Source organism: Pseudomonas putida, assembly GCA_041879295.1.
Taxonomy (GTDB): domain Bacteria; phylum Pseudomonadota; class Gammaproteobacteria; order Pseudomonadales; family Pseudomonadaceae; genus Aquipseudomonas; species Aquipseudomonas putida_Y.
The window spans coordinates 3,058,007-3,078,495 of the sequence record CP047152.1; the positions used below are offsets into that span (position 1 = coordinate 3,058,007).

General features: G+C 56.8%; 21 protein-coding genes and 1 pseudogene. 12 read left to right on the forward strand and 10 right to left on the reverse strand.

Annotation, left to right across the window (positions count from 1 at the left end; translation table 11 throughout):
• The first annotated feature begins 356 nt into the window (after positions 1 to 356).
• Both GST84_13850 and GST84_13855 read left to right on the forward strand, forming a co-directional pair.
• Entirely contained in the window at positions 357 to 1,220 is an 864-nt protein-coding gene (locus tag GST84_13850; GenBank protein XGB13383.1) for a 3'-5' exonuclease, read from the forward strand.
• Positions 1,221 to 1,340: 120 nt separating this feature from the next.
• Positions 1,341 to 1,832, forward strand: coding sequence for a hypothetical protein (locus tag GST84_13855; GenBank protein ID XGB13384.1), 492 nt, complete (start codon positions 1,341 to 1,343; stop codon positions 1,830 to 1,832).
• A 70-nt stretch (positions 1,833 to 1,902) separates the two neighbouring features.
• Here GST84_13855 and GST84_13860 read toward each other — a convergent pair whose 3' ends face one another.
• The gene (locus GST84_13860; GenBank protein XGB13385.1) at positions 1,903 to 2,208 is read right to left on the reverse strand and encodes a hypothetical protein; all 306 of its coding nucleotides are present in this window, start codon (positions 2,206 to 2,208) and stop codon (positions 1,903 to 1,905) included.
• A gap of 15 nt (positions 2,209 to 2,223) precedes the next feature.
• Positions 2,224 to 2,523 (reverse strand): hypothetical protein, encoded by a 300-nt coding sequence (locus GST84_13865; protein ID XGB13386.1) that lies wholly within the window; start codon positions 2,521 to 2,523, stop codon positions 2,224 to 2,226.
• Positions 2,524 to 3,717: 1,194 nt separating this feature from the next.
• On the opposite strand from GST84_13865, the gene GST84_13870 reads away from it, so the two are divergent.
• Entirely contained in the window at positions 3,718 to 4,095 is a 378-nt protein-coding gene (locus tag GST84_13870) for a hypothetical protein (GenBank protein XGB13387.1), read from the forward strand.
• Positions 4,096 to 4,154: 59 nt separating this feature from the next.
• Here the strand turns inward: GST84_13870 and GST84_13875 are convergent, their stop codons facing one another.
• Both GST84_13875 and GST84_13880 read right to left on the reverse strand, forming a co-directional pair.
• Positions 4,155 to 5,054, reverse strand: coding sequence for a hypothetical protein (locus tag GST84_13875; GenBank protein XGB15771.1), 900 nt, complete (start codon positions 5,052 to 5,054; stop codon positions 4,155 to 4,157).
• Between the two features lie 198 nt (positions 5,055 to 5,252).
• On the reverse strand, positions 5,253 to 6,443 hold the full coding sequence (locus GST84_13880; protein XGB13388.1) for a hypothetical protein: 1,191 nt from the start codon (positions 6,441 to 6,443) through the stop codon (positions 5,253 to 5,255).
• Positions 6,444 to 6,590: 147 nt separating this feature from the next.
• On the opposite strand from GST84_13880, the gene GST84_13885 reads away from it, so the two are divergent.
• On the forward strand, positions 6,591 to 7,250 hold the full coding sequence (locus GST84_13885) for a hypothetical protein (GenBank protein XGB13389.1): 660 nt from the start codon (positions 6,591 to 6,593) through the stop codon (positions 7,248 to 7,250).
• A gap of 132 nt (positions 7,251 to 7,382) precedes the next feature.
• On the opposite strand, the gene GST84_13890 is transcribed toward GST84_13885, so the two are convergent.
• From GST84_13890 to GST84_13910, 5 genes are all read right to left on the reverse strand, one after another.
• Positions 7,383 to 8,294 carry a hypothetical protein gene (locus tag GST84_13890; protein ID XGB15772.1) on the reverse strand — a complete coding sequence of 304 codons (912 nt, stop codon included), beginning with the start codon at positions 8,292 to 8,294 and terminating at the stop codon, positions 7,383 to 7,385.
• Between the two features lie 182 nt (positions 8,295 to 8,476).
• Positions 8,477 to 9,040: a hypothetical protein gene (locus GST84_13895; protein XGB15773.1), complete on the reverse strand. Its 564-nt coding sequence runs from the start codon at positions 9,038 to 9,040 to the stop codon at positions 8,477 to 8,479.
• Positions 9,041 to 9,086: 46 nt separating this feature from the next.
• The gene (locus tag GST84_13900) at positions 9,087 to 10,376 is read right to left on the reverse strand and encodes an ISL3-like element ISPpu12 family transposase (protein ID XGB13390.1); all 1,290 of its coding nucleotides are present in this window, start codon (positions 10,374 to 10,376) and stop codon (positions 9,087 to 9,089) included.
• Between the two features lie 21 nt (positions 10,377 to 10,397).
• Positions 10,398 to 10,910: a signal peptidase II gene (locus GST84_13905; protein XGB13391.1), complete on the reverse strand. Its 513-nt coding sequence runs from the start codon at positions 10,908 to 10,910 to the stop codon at positions 10,398 to 10,400.
• A gap of 3 nt (positions 10,911 to 10,913) precedes the next feature.
• Entirely contained in the window at positions 10,914 to 11,810 is an 897-nt protein-coding gene (locus GST84_13910) for a cation transporter (protein ID XGB13392.1), read from the reverse strand.
• 95 nt (positions 11,811 to 11,905) lie between these two features.
• Between GST84_13910 and cadR the strand changes: the two genes are divergently transcribed.
• Positions 11,906 to 12,313 carry a Cd(II)/Pb(II)-responsive transcriptional regulator gene (gene cadR / locus GST84_13915; GenBank protein XGB13393.1) on the forward strand — a complete coding sequence of 136 codons (408 nt, stop codon included), beginning with the start codon at positions 11,906 to 11,908 and terminating at the stop codon, positions 12,311 to 12,313.
• A 240-nt stretch (positions 12,314 to 12,553) separates the two neighbouring features.
• On the opposite strand, the gene GST84_13920 is transcribed toward cadR, so the two are convergent.
• Complete coding sequence (locus tag GST84_13920; protein XGB13394.1) at positions 12,554 to 12,976, reverse strand: TraR/DksA family transcriptional regulator; 423 nt, start codon at positions 12,974 to 12,976, stop codon at positions 12,554 to 12,556.
• Positions 12,977 to 13,128: 152 nt separating this feature from the next.
• Between GST84_13920 and GST84_13925 the strand changes: the two genes are divergently transcribed.
• The 7 genes and pseudogenes from GST84_13925 to GST84_13955 all read left to right on the forward strand — a co-directional run bounded on the left by GST84_13925 (position 13,129) and on the right by GST84_13955 (position 20,455).
• A complete protein-coding gene (locus GST84_13925; GenBank protein XGB13395.1) occupies positions 13,129 to 13,476 on the forward strand; it encodes a hypothetical protein in 348 nt (115 codons plus the stop codon).
• A gap of 49 nt (positions 13,477 to 13,525) precedes the next feature.
• Positions 13,526 to 13,846, forward strand: coding sequence for a hypothetical protein (locus GST84_13930; protein XGB13396.1), 321 nt, complete (start codon positions 13,526 to 13,528; stop codon positions 13,844 to 13,846).
• A 138-nt stretch (positions 13,847 to 13,984) separates the two neighbouring features.
• Positions 13,985 to 14,269, forward strand: coding sequence for a DNA-binding protein HU (locus tag GST84_13935; GenBank protein XGB13397.1), 285 nt, complete (start codon positions 13,985 to 13,987; stop codon positions 14,267 to 14,269).
• A gap of 474 nt (positions 14,270 to 14,743) precedes the next feature.
• Positions 14,744 to 16,165: a group II intron reverse transcriptase/maturase gene (ltrA, locus tag GST84_13940; protein XGB13398.1), complete on the forward strand. Its 1,422-nt coding sequence runs from the start codon at positions 14,744 to 14,746 to the stop codon at positions 16,163 to 16,165.
• Positions 16,166 to 16,295: 130 nt separating this feature from the next.
• Positions 16,296 to 16,781, forward strand: coding sequence for a hypothetical protein (locus GST84_13945; GenBank protein ID XGB13399.1), 486 nt, complete (start codon positions 16,296 to 16,298; stop codon positions 16,779 to 16,781).
• Positions 16,778 to 18,669: pseudogene (locus tag GST84_13950) on the forward strand (exodeoxyribonuclease). The gene GST84_13945 and the pseudogene GST84_13950 overlap by 4 nt, the downstream one beginning before the upstream one ends.
• On the forward strand, positions 18,644 to 20,455 hold the full coding sequence (locus GST84_13955; protein ID XGB13400.1) for a DUF87 domain-containing protein: 1,812 nt from the start codon (positions 18,644 to 18,646) through the stop codon (positions 20,453 to 20,455). The pseudogene GST84_13950 and the gene GST84_13955 overlap by 26 nt, the downstream one beginning before the upstream one ends.
• Positions 20,456 to 20,489 lie beyond the last annotated feature (34 nt).

Sequence of the window (20,489 nt, forward strand, 5' to 3'; positions counted from 1 at the left end):
CTGCCCTGCACCTTCATGACGGTATGCCCGGCTGCGAGCGCTCGCAGATAGGCAGTACGAGTCGCACCTGCAGCGACTGCAGGAATCTCGCCTTCAAGGTTCCGAATCTCCTTTTCGGTGAGGCGCTTTTTACTCGGCATACCTTTCTCCTGAGAGGAAATGGATAGGGACTCCCTCATTCTAGCCACGTCGTGCGTCTTTCTAAAGCATCGGCGCTTTATGGCTACGAGAAACCGCAATCCTCGCCGGTTATCATGAGGACTGGTGAGTGATCCGACGCTTGAGCGTACTGGCCTGAGAGATTTACTCGAGCCGTAGGTGCTTGGTCGGTACCCCAGATCCGACGAGGTGAGGCCATGGATCAAGTCCAGCTCGAGGCACTTAGAGCAGAAGCAATAGCGGCCGGCAGGTCCTTTTCGAAAGGTCGGCTTCGGGACGAGTTCCGGATGAAGCCGAAACCTGATGCGACGCCGGTGGCGCATTACAAGAACGGTTATGGTGGGACCTTCGGCGTGTACCGGATCGCGGACTGCCTCCCATTGCGGGACCGCAAGGCTGCTGCCCCCTCCCCGAAGCAAGTTCGGGCGGCGGCCATACTTGCACTAAAGGGCCGGATGCAAAGCAAGGTGGTCAAGGCCTCTCATGTCGCGGTGCAATGGCTTGCCAATGCACCTCTCGTGCTGGATGCCGAAACCACAGGGCTTGGTACAGAGGCCCAGATCATCGAACTGGCGATCGCCGACGTCGACGGGAATCTGCTTTTCAACTCCAGGATTCGGCCCAATGTTCCAATCGAACCAGCTGCTGCCGATGTACACCGAATCCGAGCTGAAGAGCTCCAACATTGTCCGACCTGGCTCGAGGTTGCCGGCAGAGTCAAGGCGCTCCTTACCGGTCGTCCCATTGTGACCTTCAATTCAGCGTTCGATCGGCGACTGCTGATTCAAACCGCGAACGCATTCCACGATGACCATAGCTGGCTTGCAACGTGTCAGGTGCATTGCGCTATGGGCCTGGCGGTGGCCATGTATGGGGCAACCAACCGCTATGGGACCATCTCTCTTGCGGCAGCAATGTCGTTGGCCGGCGTAACCTGGCGTGGTCAAGCACACTCCGCAATTGGAGATGTGCTGGCCACCGTGGATCTTCTGCAATCGATAGCTCAGGTCAGACTCAATCTCGATCAGGAGCTGAACCGGCTCCAGTCCTGGTCGGATTAACTCTCGACGCCTTCTCCATTCATAAGGAGCGTATTCCGCAGAGAGCAATCTGCTGGTATCGGCAAGCCCTTCCGTTAGAATCCCGTGGCCAGGCATACACAGTCAGGAGGATCAAGCTGCATGCCCCACTTTCAACCGTTCCGCGCCGCTTTCGCTGCCGCGATTCTGACCCTGCCGCTACTGGCCCAGGCTGGCGGCGCTGTTGCTGTTACAGTGACCGCAGCTGCGGCGGCCGCCGCTTCCGACTCAGGCCTCCCAAATGCCGGTAATTCATACGGAGCAACCGGATACTTGTTCGTGGACGGGGTGGGCTATTCCGGGGGCAAAATGGTGTACTGCCCGGCTTCAGTCGGGTTCGTTAAAGCAGCATCCTGGTTACGTTCGAAGAACACGATAGTCAAAGGGGATTGTCAGTATAAGGACGGAACCCTACCTGCCGTATCGTCCCAAGACTTTATTGACGAGGTCCTGGGCAAGGATGTGGCGACTGTGGTCAGCGTGGCTCCTGTATTCGTCCAATACGGACGTCCTCTCGGAGTGATCTATTACAGAGACAACGGCAATGGCATGGATGTGGATTCGCGACCGAGGCAAACAGAAATCTATGAGTGAGTCCTTTTGCCCGGCCAATACAGCCATCGTGATGTGGTGCAACTACAGCACCAGGTGACCACCTTGTATCCTATTCATGATCCGTATGGATAACGACTTTCGCCCCCTCACCAGTGACAATCGGGCTTCCGACACCATGGGTTGAGACATTGGTATACGCCGGAGCGCAGCCAGAGCTTTGCCCTGGTGCGTAGGTCTTGCCATTGATGACTACCACGCTGTTTTCCCCGGTGACGATTGGCGCGTTAGGCCCGGTGGTTGTGCAGTTGTGAGCCTCGTCTGCCTTCGCAGCCTGTTGAGCTGGAGCCTTCTCAGCAGCGGCATCGCAACCAGCAAGGATGGACACCGCAAGCAGGGCCGTGATGGTGTTCTTCATATCGTTTTCCCTGCGCTACTTGTCTTCAACCGTATCCGATTTTGCTGCCTGCTCAGCAGCTACATGCTTGGCAAGTTTCGCCACTTGATCGGCCAAGCCTGGGGTACGAGTGTTGCAGGCCCACGAGTAGAACCCTACGGCGCCGATCACCAAAGCAACCGACACCGCACACAGGGCTTTCTTGCGCTGAGGGCTACGCCGGCTACGGCTGACAGCGAGAGTGGCCAGGGCAAGAAGTACAGCGATGACAACGCCAGTCACGAATGGATGTTCCTGGGTAAATCGCAGACCGCTGATTACGCTTACTGGAATCATGTTACCTATCCCTATTTTCGATGATGTGAACTCCAACGCGGAGTCCTCTACGTCCTCGGCCTGCCCCGGCAACTGGCCAGGGCATGAGGTGCAACTGAGCGGGTTTCCTACTGTGGGTCAGGGTCAACCGCGACCCAAGCCTTCGCGCCGTTGTAGTCGCCGCCGCCTTCGGCCTGCAGATCAAACCCGACAATCAAATGAGGGTGGATGTCGGGTTTGCGTATTAGACACCCTCACTTACGAGCAAAATGGCTCTTGAGGGCTCCCAGCGCACTTCGTTGGAACCTGAAGTTCCGTTTCGAAGATCCGTAGGGAGCGCCTGGCACGATCAGGCATTCGCCCCAACGTCCATTCACCATTGGAAGATCAGGTCAGAGAGCTTCTACAGCGAGCTAGAGGCAAGGTAGAGCTTCATGGCTGCGGCCCCCTGCGCCCCAGGTAGGGTTTGCGACGTAACCTATTGATAATCCTCCCCACCTTGGTGAAGGAGAGGCTGGAAAGCGGACCGCGAAACCAGCCTGGGCCAGCGCCCTTTCACAGTACGATCAGTCCTGAACTGGATGAGGACTGAATCCATGGATCACCTAGACATACATCATCCGCCGGCAGCGACTGAAGACGACTGGCAAGCCCGATGCGGTGTACAGAAGATCGTGCAAACCGACCGTTATGGTTGCGGGGTAGCGTGTTTAGCGATGGTTACCGGCTGGACATATCAACGAGCTCGGGAGCATTTCGTAAGCCAGGGGCTTGGCAAGAGGAGACATGGCCGACCGCCCTTCTCTACGAGTTCGGGCGAGATGAGGATGGCGGTGGCCACGGCAGGACTTCTGACAGAGACTCGCCGGTGGCGGGGATGGGCCGATCTTCACGGCCTGGCGATAGTCAAATTGCGCGACATACGTCCCGGAGAAAGGGAACGTTGGCACTGGGCGGTGGCGTTTCGACACCCCGAGTTTGAAATCGCAGTCTTCGATCCGCACCGAGAATGGCCGGGGTTCATTCAACCGCCAATGGACACCCTCTGCACCATCTTCGAGGTGTTTCAACCGAAAGGTGAGTGGCTGCAGGTGGAGCAGCGCCTTCTCCTTTCGACAGAGAGGCCAGGCGGGCTAGAGCCCGCCCTTTTGGTTTGAACCAGGTTGAAAATAGGGCTCAAATCAACTTTTAACAAAGCGTTTTCACGAGGGGGCTATGAAAAACTACTTCAAACAGATCTACCAAGACGCGAAACAAATGGCCACTGCGACGAAAATTACCCTTCTCGCCATTTGTCTCTTGCCAGGGAGTGTGCTTGGAACTTTGGTTGTGTACCTCGCAAGTGTTGCGAGGGACACTGTGGCCAAATTCGAAGTTTTCAGAGCTCTCAAGAGCTTTGCTGGTGAATCCCATGTTGACGAAGTGCATCACCTCGCAGAACTGCTCTTCCGACACTCGCCTGAGTTGTGGTACCTGGTCATGGCCGTGATAGGTACCGCCTTCATCAGCGCAGCCGTCTCTTGGCTTCTAATTCTTCCAAACTTCCACGCTATGTTCGCTAAGGCGAAAGCTGGGCGAGTAGACCGCAACTGATCTTAAACCAGGCTTCCATACCTCAAGCATGGGGGCCTGCCGTCACCCACAATCTCAACCTAAGGCAGTTTCACTACCCCCCAACCACTGCCGCCGGCAAGGACCACAGGCCGGTCAATGTTGGGAAGGTGCAATTCTGGAAAGTCGCAGTAGCGCTCCATTGCCCGGGCAAATCGCATGGCCAAATCGAAGCCATTATCGCGCTGCTCGGGCACAGGAAGAGTCCGGCCCGAGACGATGTCGACCACCACACTCCCCAACGATTTTGAGTTAGACGATAAGGTGAGATGCCATGCGCTCTGCCCTTCAAGGAAGCTGCCGAAGATCGAGGTCTCGATGTCATCGAGCACTCGAAGCTGTGGCTCCCTGAAAAAAACCACTGCGGTTTGTGCCTTCGCTCCCTGCGGTGAAGTGATCCAATCATAAATCGCATAGCTGGTCTGATCAGGGTTCAGCTCAGGGTCAGGCGCCAAGCCAGTCATGAATACAGGGACCGAGCCGAGTTCGGAATCCCTGAGGTAGCCCAACCGTGCGACAGGTAGTCCAAACGGTACGTCGTAGTCACGCCCGTCGCTGAGTTCCAGGTTCCATCCGAGATGCTGGAACATCGCCATGTACACCCGCTCATTGGTGAAGTGGCAGCCGCGGCGGTGGTTTTCTTCAGTACCAGGAACAAGCGCTCGATTTTCTTGATCCAGAGCGATGAGGATCTTGTCCAACCTCGAGGAAGGCGACTCACCCTCCTGATAAAGGGACTCTTTGACGGCCGCGCGAAGCGGCACGAGTTCAAAAGAGCCCAGGGGGTTTGCCCATAGGAAAAAATTGGCGGTGGCCGGCTTCACACCGAACTCGTGGATCAGGATTGAGCGATGTTCTGCAAGAGTCGAAAGCCGAAGTTCAGGACTCAAATCCTCAGTCATGAACACGCAGTTCTGTTCCGGGTTGCAGGCCTTGACCATTGCATTCCAGTGATGCCACCCTGACAGTCTTAGGAACACTTCACGACTTCGATCTTTCAGGCCTGGAAGGAATCCGGCCAGGCACCCGACCCACGCACGAGCATAGTCCTCCGCAGGGAAGATCATCGGCTTTTCCAGCTGGGGGGCAGATGTATTGGTCTTGATCACAAAAACTCCTAGAGGCGGTGAGCACTCTGCTCACTCACAATGATTCGACAAGCAGCTCTTCTGCCAGTCCGTGCCGTGAATTCGAACAAAGGCCTCCATTTCAGGAGACAGCGGACTCTCGATCCTGAAGTCTCCATAGGCCTCAAGGAATCTCCCCCACCGTTCTCGCAACAGCCCGCCGCGCCTGTATTTAGGCGCCAGCCAGATCCAGGATAAAGTCCAGGGGCTGCCTGATGGGTTCGTTTCAGTCTCGTAAAGGAATGCACAAGCGCCTGCAATCGTGCCGTCAGCACCAGCTGGAATCAGGTAGCCGTGCCAGTCAACCGTTGCTTTAGTCGACATCGTTCCAGTCCACTGGACAAAGTCGTAGCCAAAATCCGCGCGGAAACGCTGGGCGCGCTTCAATACCTCCTGATGCATCCACATGGGCACAGATGCGTCTACCCGATCGGCGCCAGCGACACACTTTAGTCTGGCCGCAAACCGCTTGTTCGGGCCCGGGTCCAGTAACCGCTGTGTTTCTCTATGAACCTGACGATGTGCTTCACGCTCATTACGACTGCTGGGCAGGTAGGTCGTACCGCAGTAGGCACAGGTTTTAAGTGCCGAGTTGACGTCACGATATCGGGGCCCGGCTACTTCCAGCGACAACACATCCTCCCCTTGGAGCACCAATGTGAAGCGGTTTCCTAACTCATCCCGGTGGCGCTTGGTCGTTGGAAATGCCGGCTGGCGCTCCACATCTGATCGGAGGACTGTCGTAGTACAGCCGCGGGAAACCTCATAGGTAAGAATGAGGTACTCCGATTCCGTCAGCATGGGCTTGCCTGCCAGGTTGCCCTTTATCGCCTGCACCAGCTGACCAGGTGAGACAGCGAAGCCCAGGCGTTCCATGAAGATCAGCAGAGCAACGGCATCGGCAACGGCATAGCCATCCAACCACAACACATCGTCGTCGAGGCGCCTGGGCTTCCGGCACAAGCTGACTTTAGGGATTCTGAAGTAGGCAGCCAGTGCCTCTGCGTATCGGCCGGCCGCGGCAAACCCGCGGTACTCAGTCGCGATAATCAAATCATCAAAGTCGGATCTCGAAATACCGCCACACTCCAACAGTGCACGCTCAGCCGGAGTTAATCCCATCCGATCATCAAGCCGGGGGCGCTTCTCCGTCAGCAGTTTGTAGATCCGCTGCAACTGATCACTGGAAAGCTTGCCGGTCAAAAGCTACCTCTCGTGTCGCGGCTGTTTGGGGAACAGGCAGTCTAACGACCGCCGGGCAAATTCAAAGGCGAATTCCCCGAGTGGTCACGTGCGGGTAGAAACGGATCAAGCTACTTTGAGGTTAACCATCCCTCAGAGGACCTCCAGATGACAGCCACAAGGAAGAGGCACAGCGCTGCCTGGTTGATCTCTACGGCTTGGATGCTGATGACTACCGCTGCAATGGCGGCAGAGAACCCTACCCAGGGCGACCCATTCTCACCAACCACACTCAAGGACTGGGTATCAGTCATCAGCACCCTGATCACCATGGCCCTGGCGATTTGGGGTATCTGGAGCGGCTTGAGGTCAGCCCGAAATGCGATCCAAGAGAAGCGAAAGGAACACCGTCAGAAGCAGCTTGCCGCTGCACGGGACATGATGAAGGAGATTTTCACAGATCCACTCGCCCGCTCTGCGATGCGAATGATGGACTGGTCAGGCCGGACCTTCACCCATGAAGGCCAGACCTACGTCGTTCACTGGAGGGACCTCAAACCAGCCCTTGTCGTGCATGAGAAGGGGATGGGGTTCAGCAAGCAGCAGGAGTTCATTCGTGACTGCTTTGAGGCCTTCTTCGATCACATGCTGGTGCTCGAGCACTTCCTTGATCAGGACTACCTGCACGAAGCCGACATTGCTGTGCCCTTGGAGTATTACGCCGGGCGCGTCATGTCATTTCCTGATACTTATGACGGGTTCCTGCGGGCTTATGGGTACAGCGAAGCACGCGCATTGATGCAACGCCTTGCGGAAGGCGGAAAATAGGGCCGGCACCAGGGCGAAATCCCACATTTCGTGCAAAGTGCCCTTGCTTACACGGCCTACGATGGGGCTTTGACCCTTGCTGTCAGCTCTGCAGGAGTCCGCATGAAACTGAAGGCCTCCGCTGGGGCAGAATCACTCCATCGGCGGGGGGAGCAGGATGTCAGAGAAGGGCTCAGGCACCACCACATTGTAGGGTTTCAGCTGTTCGAGGAGCCCTTTGTAGCCGAGCAACGGAATGGTTCGAGCAGGTTCACCAAGGTCGTTGCCAAAGAAGTTTTCCCAGTGCCCCAACAGCACAAGACGCGGTTTGGTCACCCTGAGGAGGCCTGTGGGGTAGTAACTGACTTGATTCCACCCTCCCCCGCAAAGGATCTCGACGTCGACGCGCTTTGAGTCAGAGATTATGGGTGGAAAGCCCCATGGAGGTTCAGCGGCGCTGTCTTGATAATGAATGCGGTAAACCGGCCGACCATCCTCCCCGAGGAGGTCAATCATCCAGGCCAGAGTTACTTCACCAAGTTTCCAGTCCAGCAGACCAGTCGGCAAATCGTCGAGTTCCCAGTCGTACTCACCTGGGATGAAGTTATGGCCGAAGAGGTGCCCGGCATGCATGCTTCTAATAGGCATCACACGGATCGAACCCACGGAATTTGCTCCGTTTACGTCCCCATCAGTGATGACCTTCCCGTCGGAGTAAAACCATGTACCAGGTCGGGAGGGATCACGATGGTCGGTTATCTGCTGCTGACTTGGCACCACCACCGCGCCAGCGCCAAAGATCCGCTGTCCTGAGCTGTTCTTTGCTGCATGAAGAATGTGCTTAACCGTTTCAGACCCGTATACAACCGCTTTCGGAGAGTGCTTATCTACGACCCGCGGCACATCGAGAAGATGATCGTAGTGCGCATGACCCACCAGAAGCATCGTCACGTCTGCTGCAGGCGGCATGTGTCTGTCGACCTTCTCGTTGTCGGCTACCACTCGGGCCGGGGGTATCCCAGGAATGCCGAGGCTGGCCGGGTTGGTGTACGAAGGCGCCAGCAATAGCCCCTCCCCACGCCAATGTATGAGCCAGCCACCTACGCCAAGAAACTGAATCTTCGGCTCATCGCCCCAATGGTGATTCTGAACCGGTAACCCTTCTGAAAGCGGCTCATGAGTACAGCCGACCAGCAAACTCAATCCCAGTACGATCGATAGCCCTCGCATGGTCGGCACCCCTGCTGTCAAGGTTCGAAGCGGTATACGCGGTGGTAGAAGGCCCAAAGCATGGAAAACATCGCGACCAGCAATACCCAGTGGGTTACCTCTGGCTTGAACAATGGCAAGAGGAAACCCAGTTTGAAGTAGTCGATTCCAAGAAGGCATACCAATAGCATGCCAAGGACCAATAGCCCCCTGGGCCCCTTCATCATGCGAAGTGGATGGGCAATAACAGCAGAGAGGGGAACTCCAAGCAGTGCCAAATAGACAACCCAGACCTGCTCCGAAGGGACCGGCTCGTTTAAGAAGCGAAGACCAGCGAAACCCAGTAGCAGCGTCAAGCAGTCCACCAGGTCAGAGACGAAGGCGCGCCTGGTGTAGCCCTTCCCAAGATCATAGTGCCTGACCATCAGCCTGCTGAATTGCAGGCAGTGGTAGCCAATGAACCAGGCAGCCATACACAGAGACCAGCCGTTTGGGGACGCGCTCTCGAGAAATACCCTGGCATGCAAGGCACTAACCGTCCAGACAAGAGCGGCTCCCAGCGCTGCCGGGTAAAGCAACCCTGAAACGAGGGGTATACGGATTTAATGGTTGATGGGGCACCTTCACCCCATCAATCTGATACCACCCTCAGATGGTTGATAGATCGACTCCGTAGTTGAGTTCCTCTGCGAAGTCCGGCAGTCCGTAACCGATGGTTTTCTTGTAGAAAGGAGAGACCTTCGCAGTCGGTGCCTTCTTCTTGTGCTTCGTGGTGTAGAGCATTCGTGCCCGCATCACCTCGAAGGAGTAACCGCGCCCTTCACGGTTCTTGTCCTTGGCCAGTCGGTTGATGGACTCCGTGTAAGCGTTGGTGACGGGCATGTCCGTCTCGAAGTAGGTCATGGTCTCTTCGCGCCAGTTTCCCACTGCCCTGACCAGATCGCTCCAGACTTCCTTTTGGCCCTTCGGGATGGTGGCTATCCACTCGTCCAGGGCGGCTTCTGCCTGGAGCCGTGTGGTGGCGTCCCAGATGCCGTAGAAGCGCTCCTTGTGCTCGTAGGCGGCCAGCAGTTGCGGGAACGCGCCTGTCCAGGTCTCCATGATGAGGCGCTCCCGGTCTGAGACTTCGTGAGCGCGTTTCAGCAGGATTTTCCGGTCTCCCTTGAGAGTCCGGCTCTGGGACGGTTTCAGCTCCTTTCTGAGGCCCTTGCGCACTCTCTCTAGGGCATCGTTGGCCATGCGCACCACATGGAACTTATCGACCACGATACGGGCCTGGGGCAGCACAGCCTTGACCGCTGCCCGGTAGGGGTTCCACATGTCCATGCTGACGATCTCGACCTTCTGCCGGTCTTTCAGCTTCATCAGGTAGTTGGTCACCACGTCCTGGCGGCGGGTGGCCAGCAGGTCGAGCAGGGTTCGCTCCTCAATGTTGGTCAGAATGCAGCGGTAGCGCTTGTTCAGGTATAGCTCGTCAATGCCCAGGATGCGGGGCGTCTCGAAGCGGTGCCAGCGCCCCAGGAACTCGGCGCGGGCGTTGAAGATGTCGCGCACCGTCTTCTCGTCCAGGCCGGTCTGTGCCGCCACAAAGGTGTAGGGGTGGTTGAAGGATTCCTTCTCCACGTACTCATGCAGCCGCAGTGTCATACGGAATCCGTCCACCATCTCCGGTAGCTGGGGCCTGAATGTTGTCTTGCAGGCCCGGCAGGTGTATCGGCGGCGGACCACCCAGAGAGTGACCCGCTTGCCGTGGATGGGCAGATCACGATAGGGAACGTCACGCTTGCCGAACCGTACGAACTCACCCTGCACGCCGCATTCCTCGCAGGCGATGGGATCGGGCACGTCCACCTGGAAGTGCATTTCGTCGTCGGTTGATTTGCAGCCCAGTACTTGGTATTGCGGCAGGTGAAGGATGTTGTCGGGAAGTTCGGTCATGGTGTTGTATAGGCGTAGGTGTCAGTCAGATCCATCCGACTCGGCATTGGTGTTTGCTTTTTTACCCAACAAGCTGCTGGAAACGAAAAGTAAGGCACCGAGGACAATTGCAATATCAGCCAGGTTGAAGGCCGGCCAATGCCAGTCTCGCCAATAGAAATCAAAGGAATCCACAACATAGCCGCGAAAGACCCGGTCAATCAGGTTGCCCATGGCGCCACCGAGGATAAGACTGTAAGCGATGGCTTCTCCTTTATGACGATTTTCAAGGATCAGCTTGATCAGAAAAATCGAGACCACTACCGCGATTCCGATAAAAAAGTAGCGCTGCCAGCCTCCACCATTCGCAAAAAGACTGAATGCGGCACCGGTGTTCCATAGGTGCACCCAGTTAAAGAACGGGGTCACCGAAACATACTCGCCATAGGCCATTGATTGCTGCACCAGCCACTTTACAGCCTGATCAGACGCTGCCAGCAGGCCCGATATGGACAATAGGGCATACGGCGAGAGCTTTTTGCCAATAATGAGCATTATTTAACCCTTCAACGCCAAAATGCGTCTGGCACCGTTAAGTACAATGCCCCCCGCGATGGTGCCGATAATCAGATCCGGATAATTGGAACCGGTCCACGCGACCAGGGCGCCGGCGGTGATGACCCCCAGGTTGATCACCACGTCGTTGGCCGAGAATATCCAGCTTGCCTTCATGTGCGCCCCGCCTTCCCGATGTTTGGATATGAGCAGCAGACAACTGGTATTGGCAATCAATGCGACGAATGCGATAGCCATCATCACCAGCGATTCAGGCTCACTACCGAATACAAAGCGTCTCACCACCTCTACGAGCACGCCCACAGCCAAGATCAGTTGCAGTACACCAGCAAGATGCGCGGCACGTACCTGCATTTTCACGCTATGTCCAACCGCATAAAGGGCAAGCCCGTACACCGCCGCATCGGCAAAATTGTCCAGGGATTCTCCAATCAGGCCGGTGGACCGGGCGATCAGACCGGCAGTCATTTCCACCACGAACAGAAGTGCATTGATGCCGAGCAACCAGCGCAGGGTCCCGGATTCTTGCTTAGCAGAAGCTGCCGAAAACTCGGCGGCCTTGATGGTCTCCGGATTTGCAGCGACGGTTTCCTGAAGCGAGGCGCCTAGCCCCAAGGTCTTCAGTTTCGAGGTGACGGGCTCGACCTCGCCGTCATGCACGACCTTCAGCCGGCGGTTCGACAAGTCGAAGGACAGCGCCCGAATCTCCTCAAAGCCGTTCAGGGCTAGGCGAATCATTCGTTCTTCTGATGGACAGTCCATCTTCGGCACGGCATAAACACTGACCCATCTCCCTGGCGCCTCGGAGGAGGCCTGTATATCGGTATCCGCTGCGGACGTTGCATCACCGCCACAGGCGCCACCACAGGATTTGCTCATGATACGACTCCACTTGAACAATGTTGTGGTACCATTTAAAACTATAAAGCTACTATAAGGTCAATAGAGTAAAGAATCCGTTGGGGAGGAGGCTGATGCGCATTGGTCAGTTGGCGCAGTTGGTAGGGGTCGAAACACAGACGATCCGCTTCTATGAACAGCAGGGCTTGTTGCCGCCGCCTGATCGGCAGGACAACGGTTACCGTGTCTATACCGAGAAGCATGGTGAGGGGCTGGCCTTCATCCGTCGCTGCAGAATCCTGGGCCTGTCACTGGCTGAGATTCACGAACTACAGAGCTATGAGGACGACCCTCATCAGCCTTGTACCGCCGTCAACGCCTTGCTCGATGATCACATCTCTCATGTGCGGTCGCAGATAACCGCTCTGCAAGCGCTTGAGAAACAACTCGTTTCACTGAGAGCGAGTTGCAACGATGACCGGGAAGTTGAGGCGTGTGGGGTTCTTGCTGGAATTAGCGAAGGAAACATGCACCAGCAGTAGGTGAAGCATCAACCAGATAATCCGATGAGATGCCGGTCTGTCTCACTCTCATGCAAAGGTAAGATCAACCATTTAATCCGCTTACCCAAAACGAGAAAGTACATGCGGGGACCGACTTCCATGATGCAGCTCCTAGGTAAGAGATGTTCAGCCTGCATTTTGACTGATCATAGAACCTGAGGAGTGAGGAAGTAGGAAGATCGAAAGGAGAGTCGAGGGGGCATGCCCCCTCGCTGGAGGTCATGCTACACGCTGGCGCTGCGCACGACGTTCCTGAATCTCTTGAGCATCGATGCAAAGGCTTGCAGTCGGCGCGACCAAAAGGCGCTTGAGCCCAATCGGCTGCCCAAACTCAGCGCAGTAGCCATAATCTCCTTCTTCGATCCTTTTCAGTGCAGCCTCCACGTCCAGCAACTCTGCCTGGTCCCGCTTCAGCATCCGCATTTCCATCGCGCGCTGCTCTTCCGCGGAGGCAGTATCCGCCGCATCCGGGAGACGCGCCTCGGAGTCATCGCGGAACGCCTCTGCTCGTTGAGCGAGCAGGCCCTGTAGGTGCAGTTTTCGATTGAGAAGAAGGTCCTTGAAGAAGGCCAGTTGCTGGTCGGACATGTACTCCGACTCCGGGGCGGAAAGCAGTTGCTGCTGAGTTAGTAAGGTGGACATAGGCGATTCCTTGTGAGGAGCTGGATGGCCCGAGCTTAACGAGGCCTCTCCCCTCTTCAACTCAAATGCCTCCGCTGAATCCCCGGCTACGCGGACTTGAACCACAGGACTACACCGTTATGGTCACCTTTCACACTAGCAGGAGGACATCCATGGAATTCAGAACGCTGAGCACTGGCCGTTCCACATTTGATGAGCACTACGGGGCGGCAGCCTATTCCCTGGGCGACCAGCTCGGTTTCATTTACTTTCGTTCAACCGGCATCGAACCGAGCCATTGGGAAAGCCGTATCTATGAGAACGGCCTGGTAGCAATGGCGCCAGTGGCTACTGACACGACTATCCAGGAAGCATTCGACAAAGTGGATCTCTGTGCCGCGCATGCCAGAGCTTTCTCCAGAGCGATGGAAGCTCTGAGCGCACATGGTTGCTCCGATGAGGTGCTCTGTCTGCTAACAGCGGCAGAGGGGCAAATTCAGGAGTTGATTTCTGCTGTTTAGCGCTGAAAGAGGCTGCTACCCTTGTCGTGAAAGTCAAGAGGAACGCGCTATGCAAACCACCGTCAAAAGCGCTGCAGAGATCGAAGTCGGCCCATTCCGCTATACCGAACGTGCCTACCTAGCTACCTTGCTTTGCCTGGCCATCGGAGCGTTGGCGTTAGCATCGATGGTCGGGAGTCACCCCACGAGCGATGCCACCTTGGCCACACGCATGGTGTCAGTGCAGATGATCGCTGCATACCTGATCGTACCAATCACCAGTGTGGGCGGTTTCCTGTGCCACAGAGCCGGCTCTAAGGCCCTTGCCGGAATGCTCCCCCTTATTGGAGCAGGCTTCTTGGCCGGCGCGCTGGGCGCAAGCTTGATCTGATTTCCCCTTAGGCTCGGCATTGCCGAGCCGTTTTCTTTTTGTGCGGCGCGTCCATGGAATCCAATCGCTGCAGAAGACCAGATTCACTTGGAGGCCACCAGGCCGCCGTTATACTGCTTACTTCACCCCCTGATTTACATGGAGAAATGCGTGAATAAACAAGAACTTATCAACCAAATCGCCGAGTCCGCGGACATCACCAAGGCTGTCGCTGGGAAAGCACTGGATGCGGTGATCGAGTCCGTGACTTCCGCGCTGAAGGCCGGTGACACTGTGACGCTGGTGGGCTTTGGCTCATTTTTGGTAAAGGAGCGCGCTGCGCGCGAGGGTCGCAATCCTCAAACCGGCAATCCTGTCCAGATTGCTGCTGCGAAGATTCCTGGCTTCAAGCCGGGCAAGGCGCTCAAGGACGCGATCAACTGATCGCTCCATCGCAAGACAACCCCGCCCTTCGGCGGGGTTTTTTTTGAGTGCGCCAGGCATGGCGCGTTGCGCGTAGCGCAACCCGCTTGGTTGTGGTGGCCAAAGCGGGTGACTTGGAGGTGAAAGTCCTCTACACACCCGGCAAGGGGAAGTGTTAGCCAGAGGCAAGGGTGTCGTGGGCGACCGCGAATCTGAAGGAAGCCCGAGGCAAACTGCTGGCCTGACGAACAGGAAGCGGATAGAGGCGGCACAGCGGGGTGAGGCGGCCCAAATCGTCAAAGCCCAGTACTTGCACGGGACGCTGTGACGTAAATCCGACAGGCATAAGCAGGAAGGTCACGCGAATTACCCTGGGAGATCTGCACGTTTGCCACTGTGCTACCGAGCGTCGAGAGGCGACGGGACGAGCGTGCAGAAGTCAGCCGAGGCCGTAGTAAGTGGCGGTTAACCGCGCCACCAAGGGCCGAACAGGTTATGCCGCCAGTAGGCGTCACTGTCTCGTTGGTAGCCGTAATGCAGAAATTTCCTACAACGGAATCTGTCACTCCGAATCCCGGCCAGAAGCCGAGGGTGATGCCTGACAGTGCAAAGGTGCCGGCGGCGTCAGCGACGTGGACGAACGCGGAGCCGGACACGCTGATGGAGCGGGTGCTTGCACCGGCCAACCTCAGGCGTGCGTATCAACGCGTGGTTAGCAACAAGGGGGCTCCGGGTGCCGATGGCATGACGGTCGCTGACTTGGCGGGCTACGTGAAACAGTATTGGCCAACCCTCAAGGCCAGGTTGCTGGCCGGTGAATACCATCCCCAAGCAGTGCGAGCGGTTGAAATTCCCAAGCCGCAGGGCGGCACACGGCAACTGGGAATCCCCACCGTCGTGGATCGCCTGATCCAGCAAGCATTACAGCAACAACTCACGCTACTCTTCGATCCGCTGTTTTCGGACTACAGCTACGGTTTTCGTCCGGGCAAAAGCGCTCACCAAGCCGTTGAACTGGCCCGCTCCCATGTGGCGGCGGGGCATCGCTGGTGCGTGGAGCTTGATCTGGAAAAGTTCTTTGATCGGGTCAACCACGACATCCTGATGGCCTGCTTGCAGCGTCGCGTCGAAGACAAGCGAGTGCTTAGGCTCATCCGCCGCTACCTTGAAGCTGGGGCCATGTCGGGCGGTATCGTCAGCCAACGGCAAGAGGGGACACCGCAAGGCGGCCCACTCTCGCCGTTGCTGTCGAATATCCTTCTGGATGAGCTCGACCGCGAATTGGAACGGCGGGGTCATCGCTTCGTGCGCTACGCCGATGATGCGAACATTTATGTGCGCAGTCCTCGGGCGGGCGAGCGGGTGTTGGCCAGTATCGAGCGCTTCCTGTGCCATCGTTTGAAACTGACGGTGAACCGGAAGAAGAGCCAAGTAGCAGGGGCTTGGAAGTGTGACTACTTGGGTTACGGGATGAGCAGGCACCAGCAACCAAGGCTGCGTGTGGCAACGATGAGCCTGGGGCGCTTACGCGACCGACTCAGAATATTGCTACGCAGTGTAAGGGCCCGCAAAGTGGCGACTGTCATTGAGCGAATCAACCCTGTCCTGCGAGGCTGGGCTGGCTACTTCAAGCTCAGCCAGAGCAAACGCCCACTTGAGAAATTGGATGGTTGGGTCAGGCATAAACTTCGCTGCGTCATCTGGCGTCAATGGAAACGGCCCTCAACGAGGGCGCGCAACCTGATGCGCCTGGGCCTGAGCGAAGAACGTGCCTGTAAATCGGCCTTTAATGGCCGAGGCCCGTGGTGGAACTCGGGAGCATCTCATGTGAATCAGGCGCTACCGAAGAGGCTATGGGATAGGTTCGGACTGGTCTCGATACTGGATACGATAAACCGGCTTAGCCGTATAACCTGAACCGCCGTGTACGGAACCGTACGCACGGTGGTGTGAGAGGACGGCGGCTGTGAAGCCGCCTCCTACTCGATTATCCCCCAAAAAAGGGGCACTCCCTTTCCATTATTGGATTGAACAAGGATTTCAAGACATGAAATACATCCACACTCCTGAAGCGAAGGCATTCCTGGTCGACGGCAGCACTTGGCCGGCCACCATAAACACTTCGCTCCCCCATTTCCTCGCCAAGGCATCCGGCATGCTCTTTGGCGGCAAGAGCAGCCAGGAGATCCGCCTGGCTGAAGGTCAAGTTCTACCCAAAATTGAGCATGCGCGCAGTCTGGTACTACGCCAGCTCCGCCCATTCCTGTTTGTCGACCCGACAGGGCTGTTCAACGGCATGGAGCCGGTTGCTGCATACGATAAGTCGCTGATCGTCGCAGACCAGGTCCTGGTGGCTGTTGATCTGCTTGAGGACTTCGACATTTTCGTTGGGCTGACCCGTCTGTATCCGGCCTTGGTGAACGATGCTGCGGCCGTGAGAGCCGAACTCGCCAACCAGATCGCCCGTAGCTACAACGGCGTCCACAAGAGCGTACGGAACGTGAATAGCGGCCGCGCGCACCCAAGCGGATGAGCATGACTGATCGAATTCCTGACGGGGCTGAAGCCCTCACCCGCGAACGCGGCACCCTAGTCGATATTGTTTTCCGTGATCCCGCCGGCCCTTGGTCGGTCTGTACCTTCCGGCGGGAAGACAACACCTCCTTCACCGGTACCGGCAATTTCGGCAACGCAATCCTCTATGAGGACTACATCCTGTACGGCAAGCGCGTACCGGATATCGACGGCGCTGATTTCGATGTCAGCCAGTTCACCTCGATGCCACCAGCGAAGGTTGAGTCACTGGTTGGATATCTCAGCGTCCTCACTGGCGTCCCGCGCAGCGTTACGAGCAAGGCTGTCCAGTACTTCGGCGAAAGCCTGATTCCAATTCTGGACCAATCCCCAGAAAGACTCGTGGAAGCTGGAATCTCCCCACAAGAAGCCCAGGCCTTAGGCCAGGTTTGGGCTGAACAACGAAGTGAGCAACTCGCTCTCGCACAGATCGACGTCGAGGGGATTCCGCCGGCGAAGCTGGCAACACTTCAACGTCGCTTAGGCTATGCCGCGAACCTCAGTGAGGTTTTGAAAGAAGATCCATATCTGCTCTACGTCCATTTTGAGGACATTCTCTTCACTTCCGCGCTGAACCTCGCGAAAAGGTTTGGAGTGACCAACAACACAGTCTCTGCAGTTAAAGGCGCGGTGGTCGGCGTGCTCCGCCGGGAGGCTTGGCTCGGGCACAGCTACGTTGAAGGTAGGCCGCTCATCGAGTCGGTTATGAAGATGCTTCGACTCACCAAAGATGAGATCAAGCCCCTCATTGCTCAGGCCGTAACCGACCTCGCCATGGCCAAGGTTGTCCACGCCAGCAGCGGACAGCTACAACTCCTGAGCCTGCACGAAGCAGAAACCAAACTGGCCGGCCTCGTGCGGAAATGGGCAGCACTGGACTGCAAAGACGCCGAGGACCTGGTGCCCACCGAAAAGATGGGCACCAAGCTCTTGAAGCCACTGGGCCTTGAAAACGGGACTGCGAAGACGTTGTCAGCAGGACTCCGCTCGCTCTTAGGAGAACGTTTTGCGCTCATCCAGTGCGAAACCCTCTCAGACCAAATGCTGGTTATCAAGGGGCTTCAACTCTTCCTGAAAGCCTTCGGCGCAGACGCCATCTATTCCGCTTATACAAACGAGATGGCTGACGAGGTGAAGCATCGCGGCGTATCTGGAGCGGGACGCTCAAAGCGAACGGCGAAACCTTCGACCCGACCCAAGCGATATCTTGGCTGTCGGTGCCATCCGAGCTGCTCATTGAGACCTTACCTGTTGTGGTTAAGGAGTTCGCCCAGCAGCTACAGGTAGACCCGCTGCTCGATATCAGGGTTGTAGTCCCAGCCGCCAAGGGGTCTCGAGGTGAGGACATGGTGGGCCCGCTGTCTGCAGCGATCGCTCGGGAGTTCACTGGCGAGGAGCACCTGGTTGAGTTCCATGGAAAAGGGCTGTTCAAAGGATTGCCTTTCGTAGTTAGACAATCCGTCGCCAGCACAAACCATCCACCCTTTTCCGTGTTCACCGCCGCTGAAATCAATCCAGAGCGCCTGAACGCTGTAGACCGAGCTGGTAACCATTACATGCTCAGCCTGGCAGAGCGCCTCGATGTGTTCCAGGGCGCTGTCATGACGCCGAAGCTCATCCGAGGGCGAGTCTACGACGTTGTCGTCTTGGTGGTCGGCGAAGGCCAGCAGGACCTCATCAACACCACCCTCATCTCGACTCTCCTGAACAGTGCGAAGACCACCTTGCTGGTGGTTGGCGCACTCGACGGATTGCTGACGGGATATTCCCTGCGCGAACCGACTGTTGCCCGGTCTCTTCTCCCTAAACGGATAAATCCAGATGTCGATCAAATCAGCGCGCCTTGAGGCGCTTGCCGCCGAGCATGCGGAAATTCAGCGACAGCGAAATATCGCAATCAGCCTTCCGTTGGTAGGGGCAGCAATTCCATTTGTGCCGCTCCCCCTGACGGTGGCCATCGCTGCAGGCTGCGCTATCTGGTCCCTGCTGCTTGATCGGAAAGAAGCAGAAGCGTCTACCACGGATATCTGGGACGCCGGTTACATCGAAGCCCCGATTCCGGATTGCGACTTCCGCCGCTCTACCTTTCTGGGCAAGGCCATTCCTTGGACAGAGTGGAAGGATCGCGTTGACGCGATCACGAGTACGAAGGGCATCGCCACCGCTGACGATATCCGCCGGGAGTTGATCGACACCTATCCATCAATGATCCCATTCATGCTGTCCGACGACATCATGACTCGCCATGTAGCGCTGCTCGCTGCAACCGGGACCGGCAAGACCGAACTGCTTCTGGCAATCATTCAACAACAGATAAAAAAAGGGGCTGGACTTCTGCTAATCGAAGCGAAGTCAGACTCTGATTTCTCGGGCTCGATTTACGGAATGATGGAGGCGGCCGGCCGGCTCGATGAGTTGCTGATCATCAACTTCGAGTTCCCGGAAATGTCGCATACCTACAATCCGTTCTTCTCGGGCGGGGTCCGCGCAACCATTTCCACTGCAATGAAGCTCCAAGCCAACTCCAAAGAGGAGTTCTGGACGGACATTGCTCGCTACTCCCTGACTGCCGCGGTGCTGTCGCTGAAGCTGCAGCCCGGGGAGCCAGTGTTCCACATCAAGGACATCATTGCAGTGCTGTCCGACTTCGACCTGCTGCTGAGCTTTATCCGCAACATACGGGTATCCGACTCCATCTATCACAGCGATGGTGTCGAGTGGCTGCACTCATACCTTCGCTTCTGGTTCGACGAAGAAAAACAGGTGTGGAACTTGCGCGGGTACAAGCAGTTGCTCCAAGGACTTGTGTCCAAACTTTCGGCGTTCGCCCACTCCGAATACTCCAGCATCGTCAACACCTACAGCCCGGATGTCGACCTCAAAGAGGCGATCCTCCAGAACAAGGTTGTTGTGTTGTCCATGTCGTCGCTTGCCGACAAAGACGGTGTGGAGCTATTCGGCAAATTGTTCATCTCTGATCTTGCTCGAGCGATCGGCGAAATCCAGCTCTCGAAAGCCAAGCCGTTGATGATGTGCCCGGCCATTTTCGACGAGTACCCATCATTCATGGACGAGAGCCAGGTATCCCTGTTCCAGCTGGCGCGATCGGCGAATGTGCCCATCATCATTGCTTTCCAGGGCGTTGGCTTCCTCCAGAACATTTCCCCTGCCTTCGTCGAGATGGTGCTGGGCAACTGCTGGACACACCTGTACTGCGACATCCGGGATGCCCAGACGCGGGAGTTCGCCGTCAAGCTCGCGGGGACGATGATCAAAAGGTTCGTCCAAGAGTCCTCTGGCAGCAGCACGGGGCAGAGTTACGCATCCGAGCAATCAGGTCTCTACACAAACGACTCGGAAGGCGCCAGCTCAAGTACCGGATACAAGGCGACGCGGGAGGACATCCTGCAACCCGAAGACTTTGCGTCGCTCGACCAAGGCGACGGGATCATTGTCGCGAAGTCGGGAACCTATCGTGTCCGCATGCCGTTGGTGAGGAACAGCTTCCCGAACGTCCACTTCAAGGACATGCGACTGGTCCGCAGGCCACGTCGAGCGCGCTCGGGCGTCAACGCCTGGCAACGATTCCACGAGAAGAACAAGGCAATGCTGGAAAAGCTGACTCAGGGCTGAATTTAGCATGCGAAACTCGAGCATTGAGGAGACA

Bases quoted from the DNA above. Each gene is read 5' to 3' on its own strand.
- ltrA (XGB13398.1), top strand. From the start codon at position 14,744: ATGCCGCCAGTAGGCGTCACTGTCTCGTTGGTAGCCGTAATGCAGAAA.
- GST84_13905 (XGB13391.1), bottom strand. From the start codon at position 10,910: ATGCTCATTATTGGCAAAAAGCTCTCGCCGTATGCCCTATTGTCCATA.
- GST84_13865 (XGB13386.1), bottom strand. From the start codon at position 2,523: ATGATTCCAGTAAGCGTAATCAGCGGTCTGCGATTTACCCAGGAACAT.
- GST84_13855 (XGB13384.1), top strand. From the start codon at position 1,341: ATGCCCCACTTTCAACCGTTCCGCGCCGCTTTCGCTGCCGCGATTCTG.
- GST84_13930 (XGB13396.1), top strand. From the start codon at position 13,526: ATGCAAACCACCGTCAAAAGCGCTGCAGAGATCGAAGTCGGCCCATTC.
- GST84_13910 (XGB13392.1), bottom strand. From the start codon at position 11,810: ATGAGCAAATCCTGTGGTGGCGCCTGTGGCGGTGATGCAACGTCCGCA.
- GST84_13920 (XGB13394.1), bottom strand. From the start codon at position 12,976: ATGTCCACCTTACTAACTCAGCAGCAACTGCTTTCCGCCCCGGAGTCG.
- GST84_13900 (XGB13390.1), bottom strand. From the start codon at position 10,376: ATGACCGAACTTCCCGACAACATCCTTCACCTGCCGCAATACCAAGTA.
- GST84_13850 (XGB13383.1), top strand. From the start codon at position 357: ATGGATCAAGTCCAGCTCGAGGCACTTAGAGCAGAAGCAATAGCGGCC.
- GST84_13925 (XGB13395.1), top strand. From the start codon at position 13,129: ATGGAATTCAGAACGCTGAGCACTGGCCGTTCCACATTTGATGAGCAC.
- GST84_13955 (XGB13400.1), top strand. From the start codon at position 18,644: ATGTCGATCAAATCAGCGCGCCTTGAGGCGCTTGCCGCCGAGCATGCG.
- GST84_13945 (XGB13399.1), top strand. From the start codon at position 16,296: ATGAAATACATCCACACTCCTGAAGCGAAGGCATTCCTGGTCGACGGC.
- cadR (XGB13393.1), top strand. From the start codon at position 11,906: ATGCGCATTGGTCAGTTGGCGCAGTTGGTAGGGGTCGAAACACAGACG.
- GST84_13870 (XGB13387.1), top strand. From the start codon at position 3,718: ATGAAAAACTACTTCAAACAGATCTACCAAGACGCGAAACAAATGGCC.
- GST84_13860 (XGB13385.1), bottom strand. From the start codon at position 2,208: ATGAAGAACACCATCACGGCCCTGCTTGCGGTGTCCATCCTTGCTGGT.
- GST84_13935 (XGB13397.1), top strand. From the start codon at position 13,985: ATGGAGAAATGCGTGAATAAACAAGAACTTATCAACCAAATCGCCGAG.
- GST84_13885 (XGB13389.1), top strand. From the start codon at position 6,591: ATGACAGCCACAAGGAAGAGGCACAGCGCTGCCTGGTTGATCTCTACG.
- GST84_13875 (XGB15771.1), bottom strand. From the start codon at position 5,054: ATGGTCAAGGCCTGCAACCCGGAACAGAACTGCGTGTTCATGACTGAG.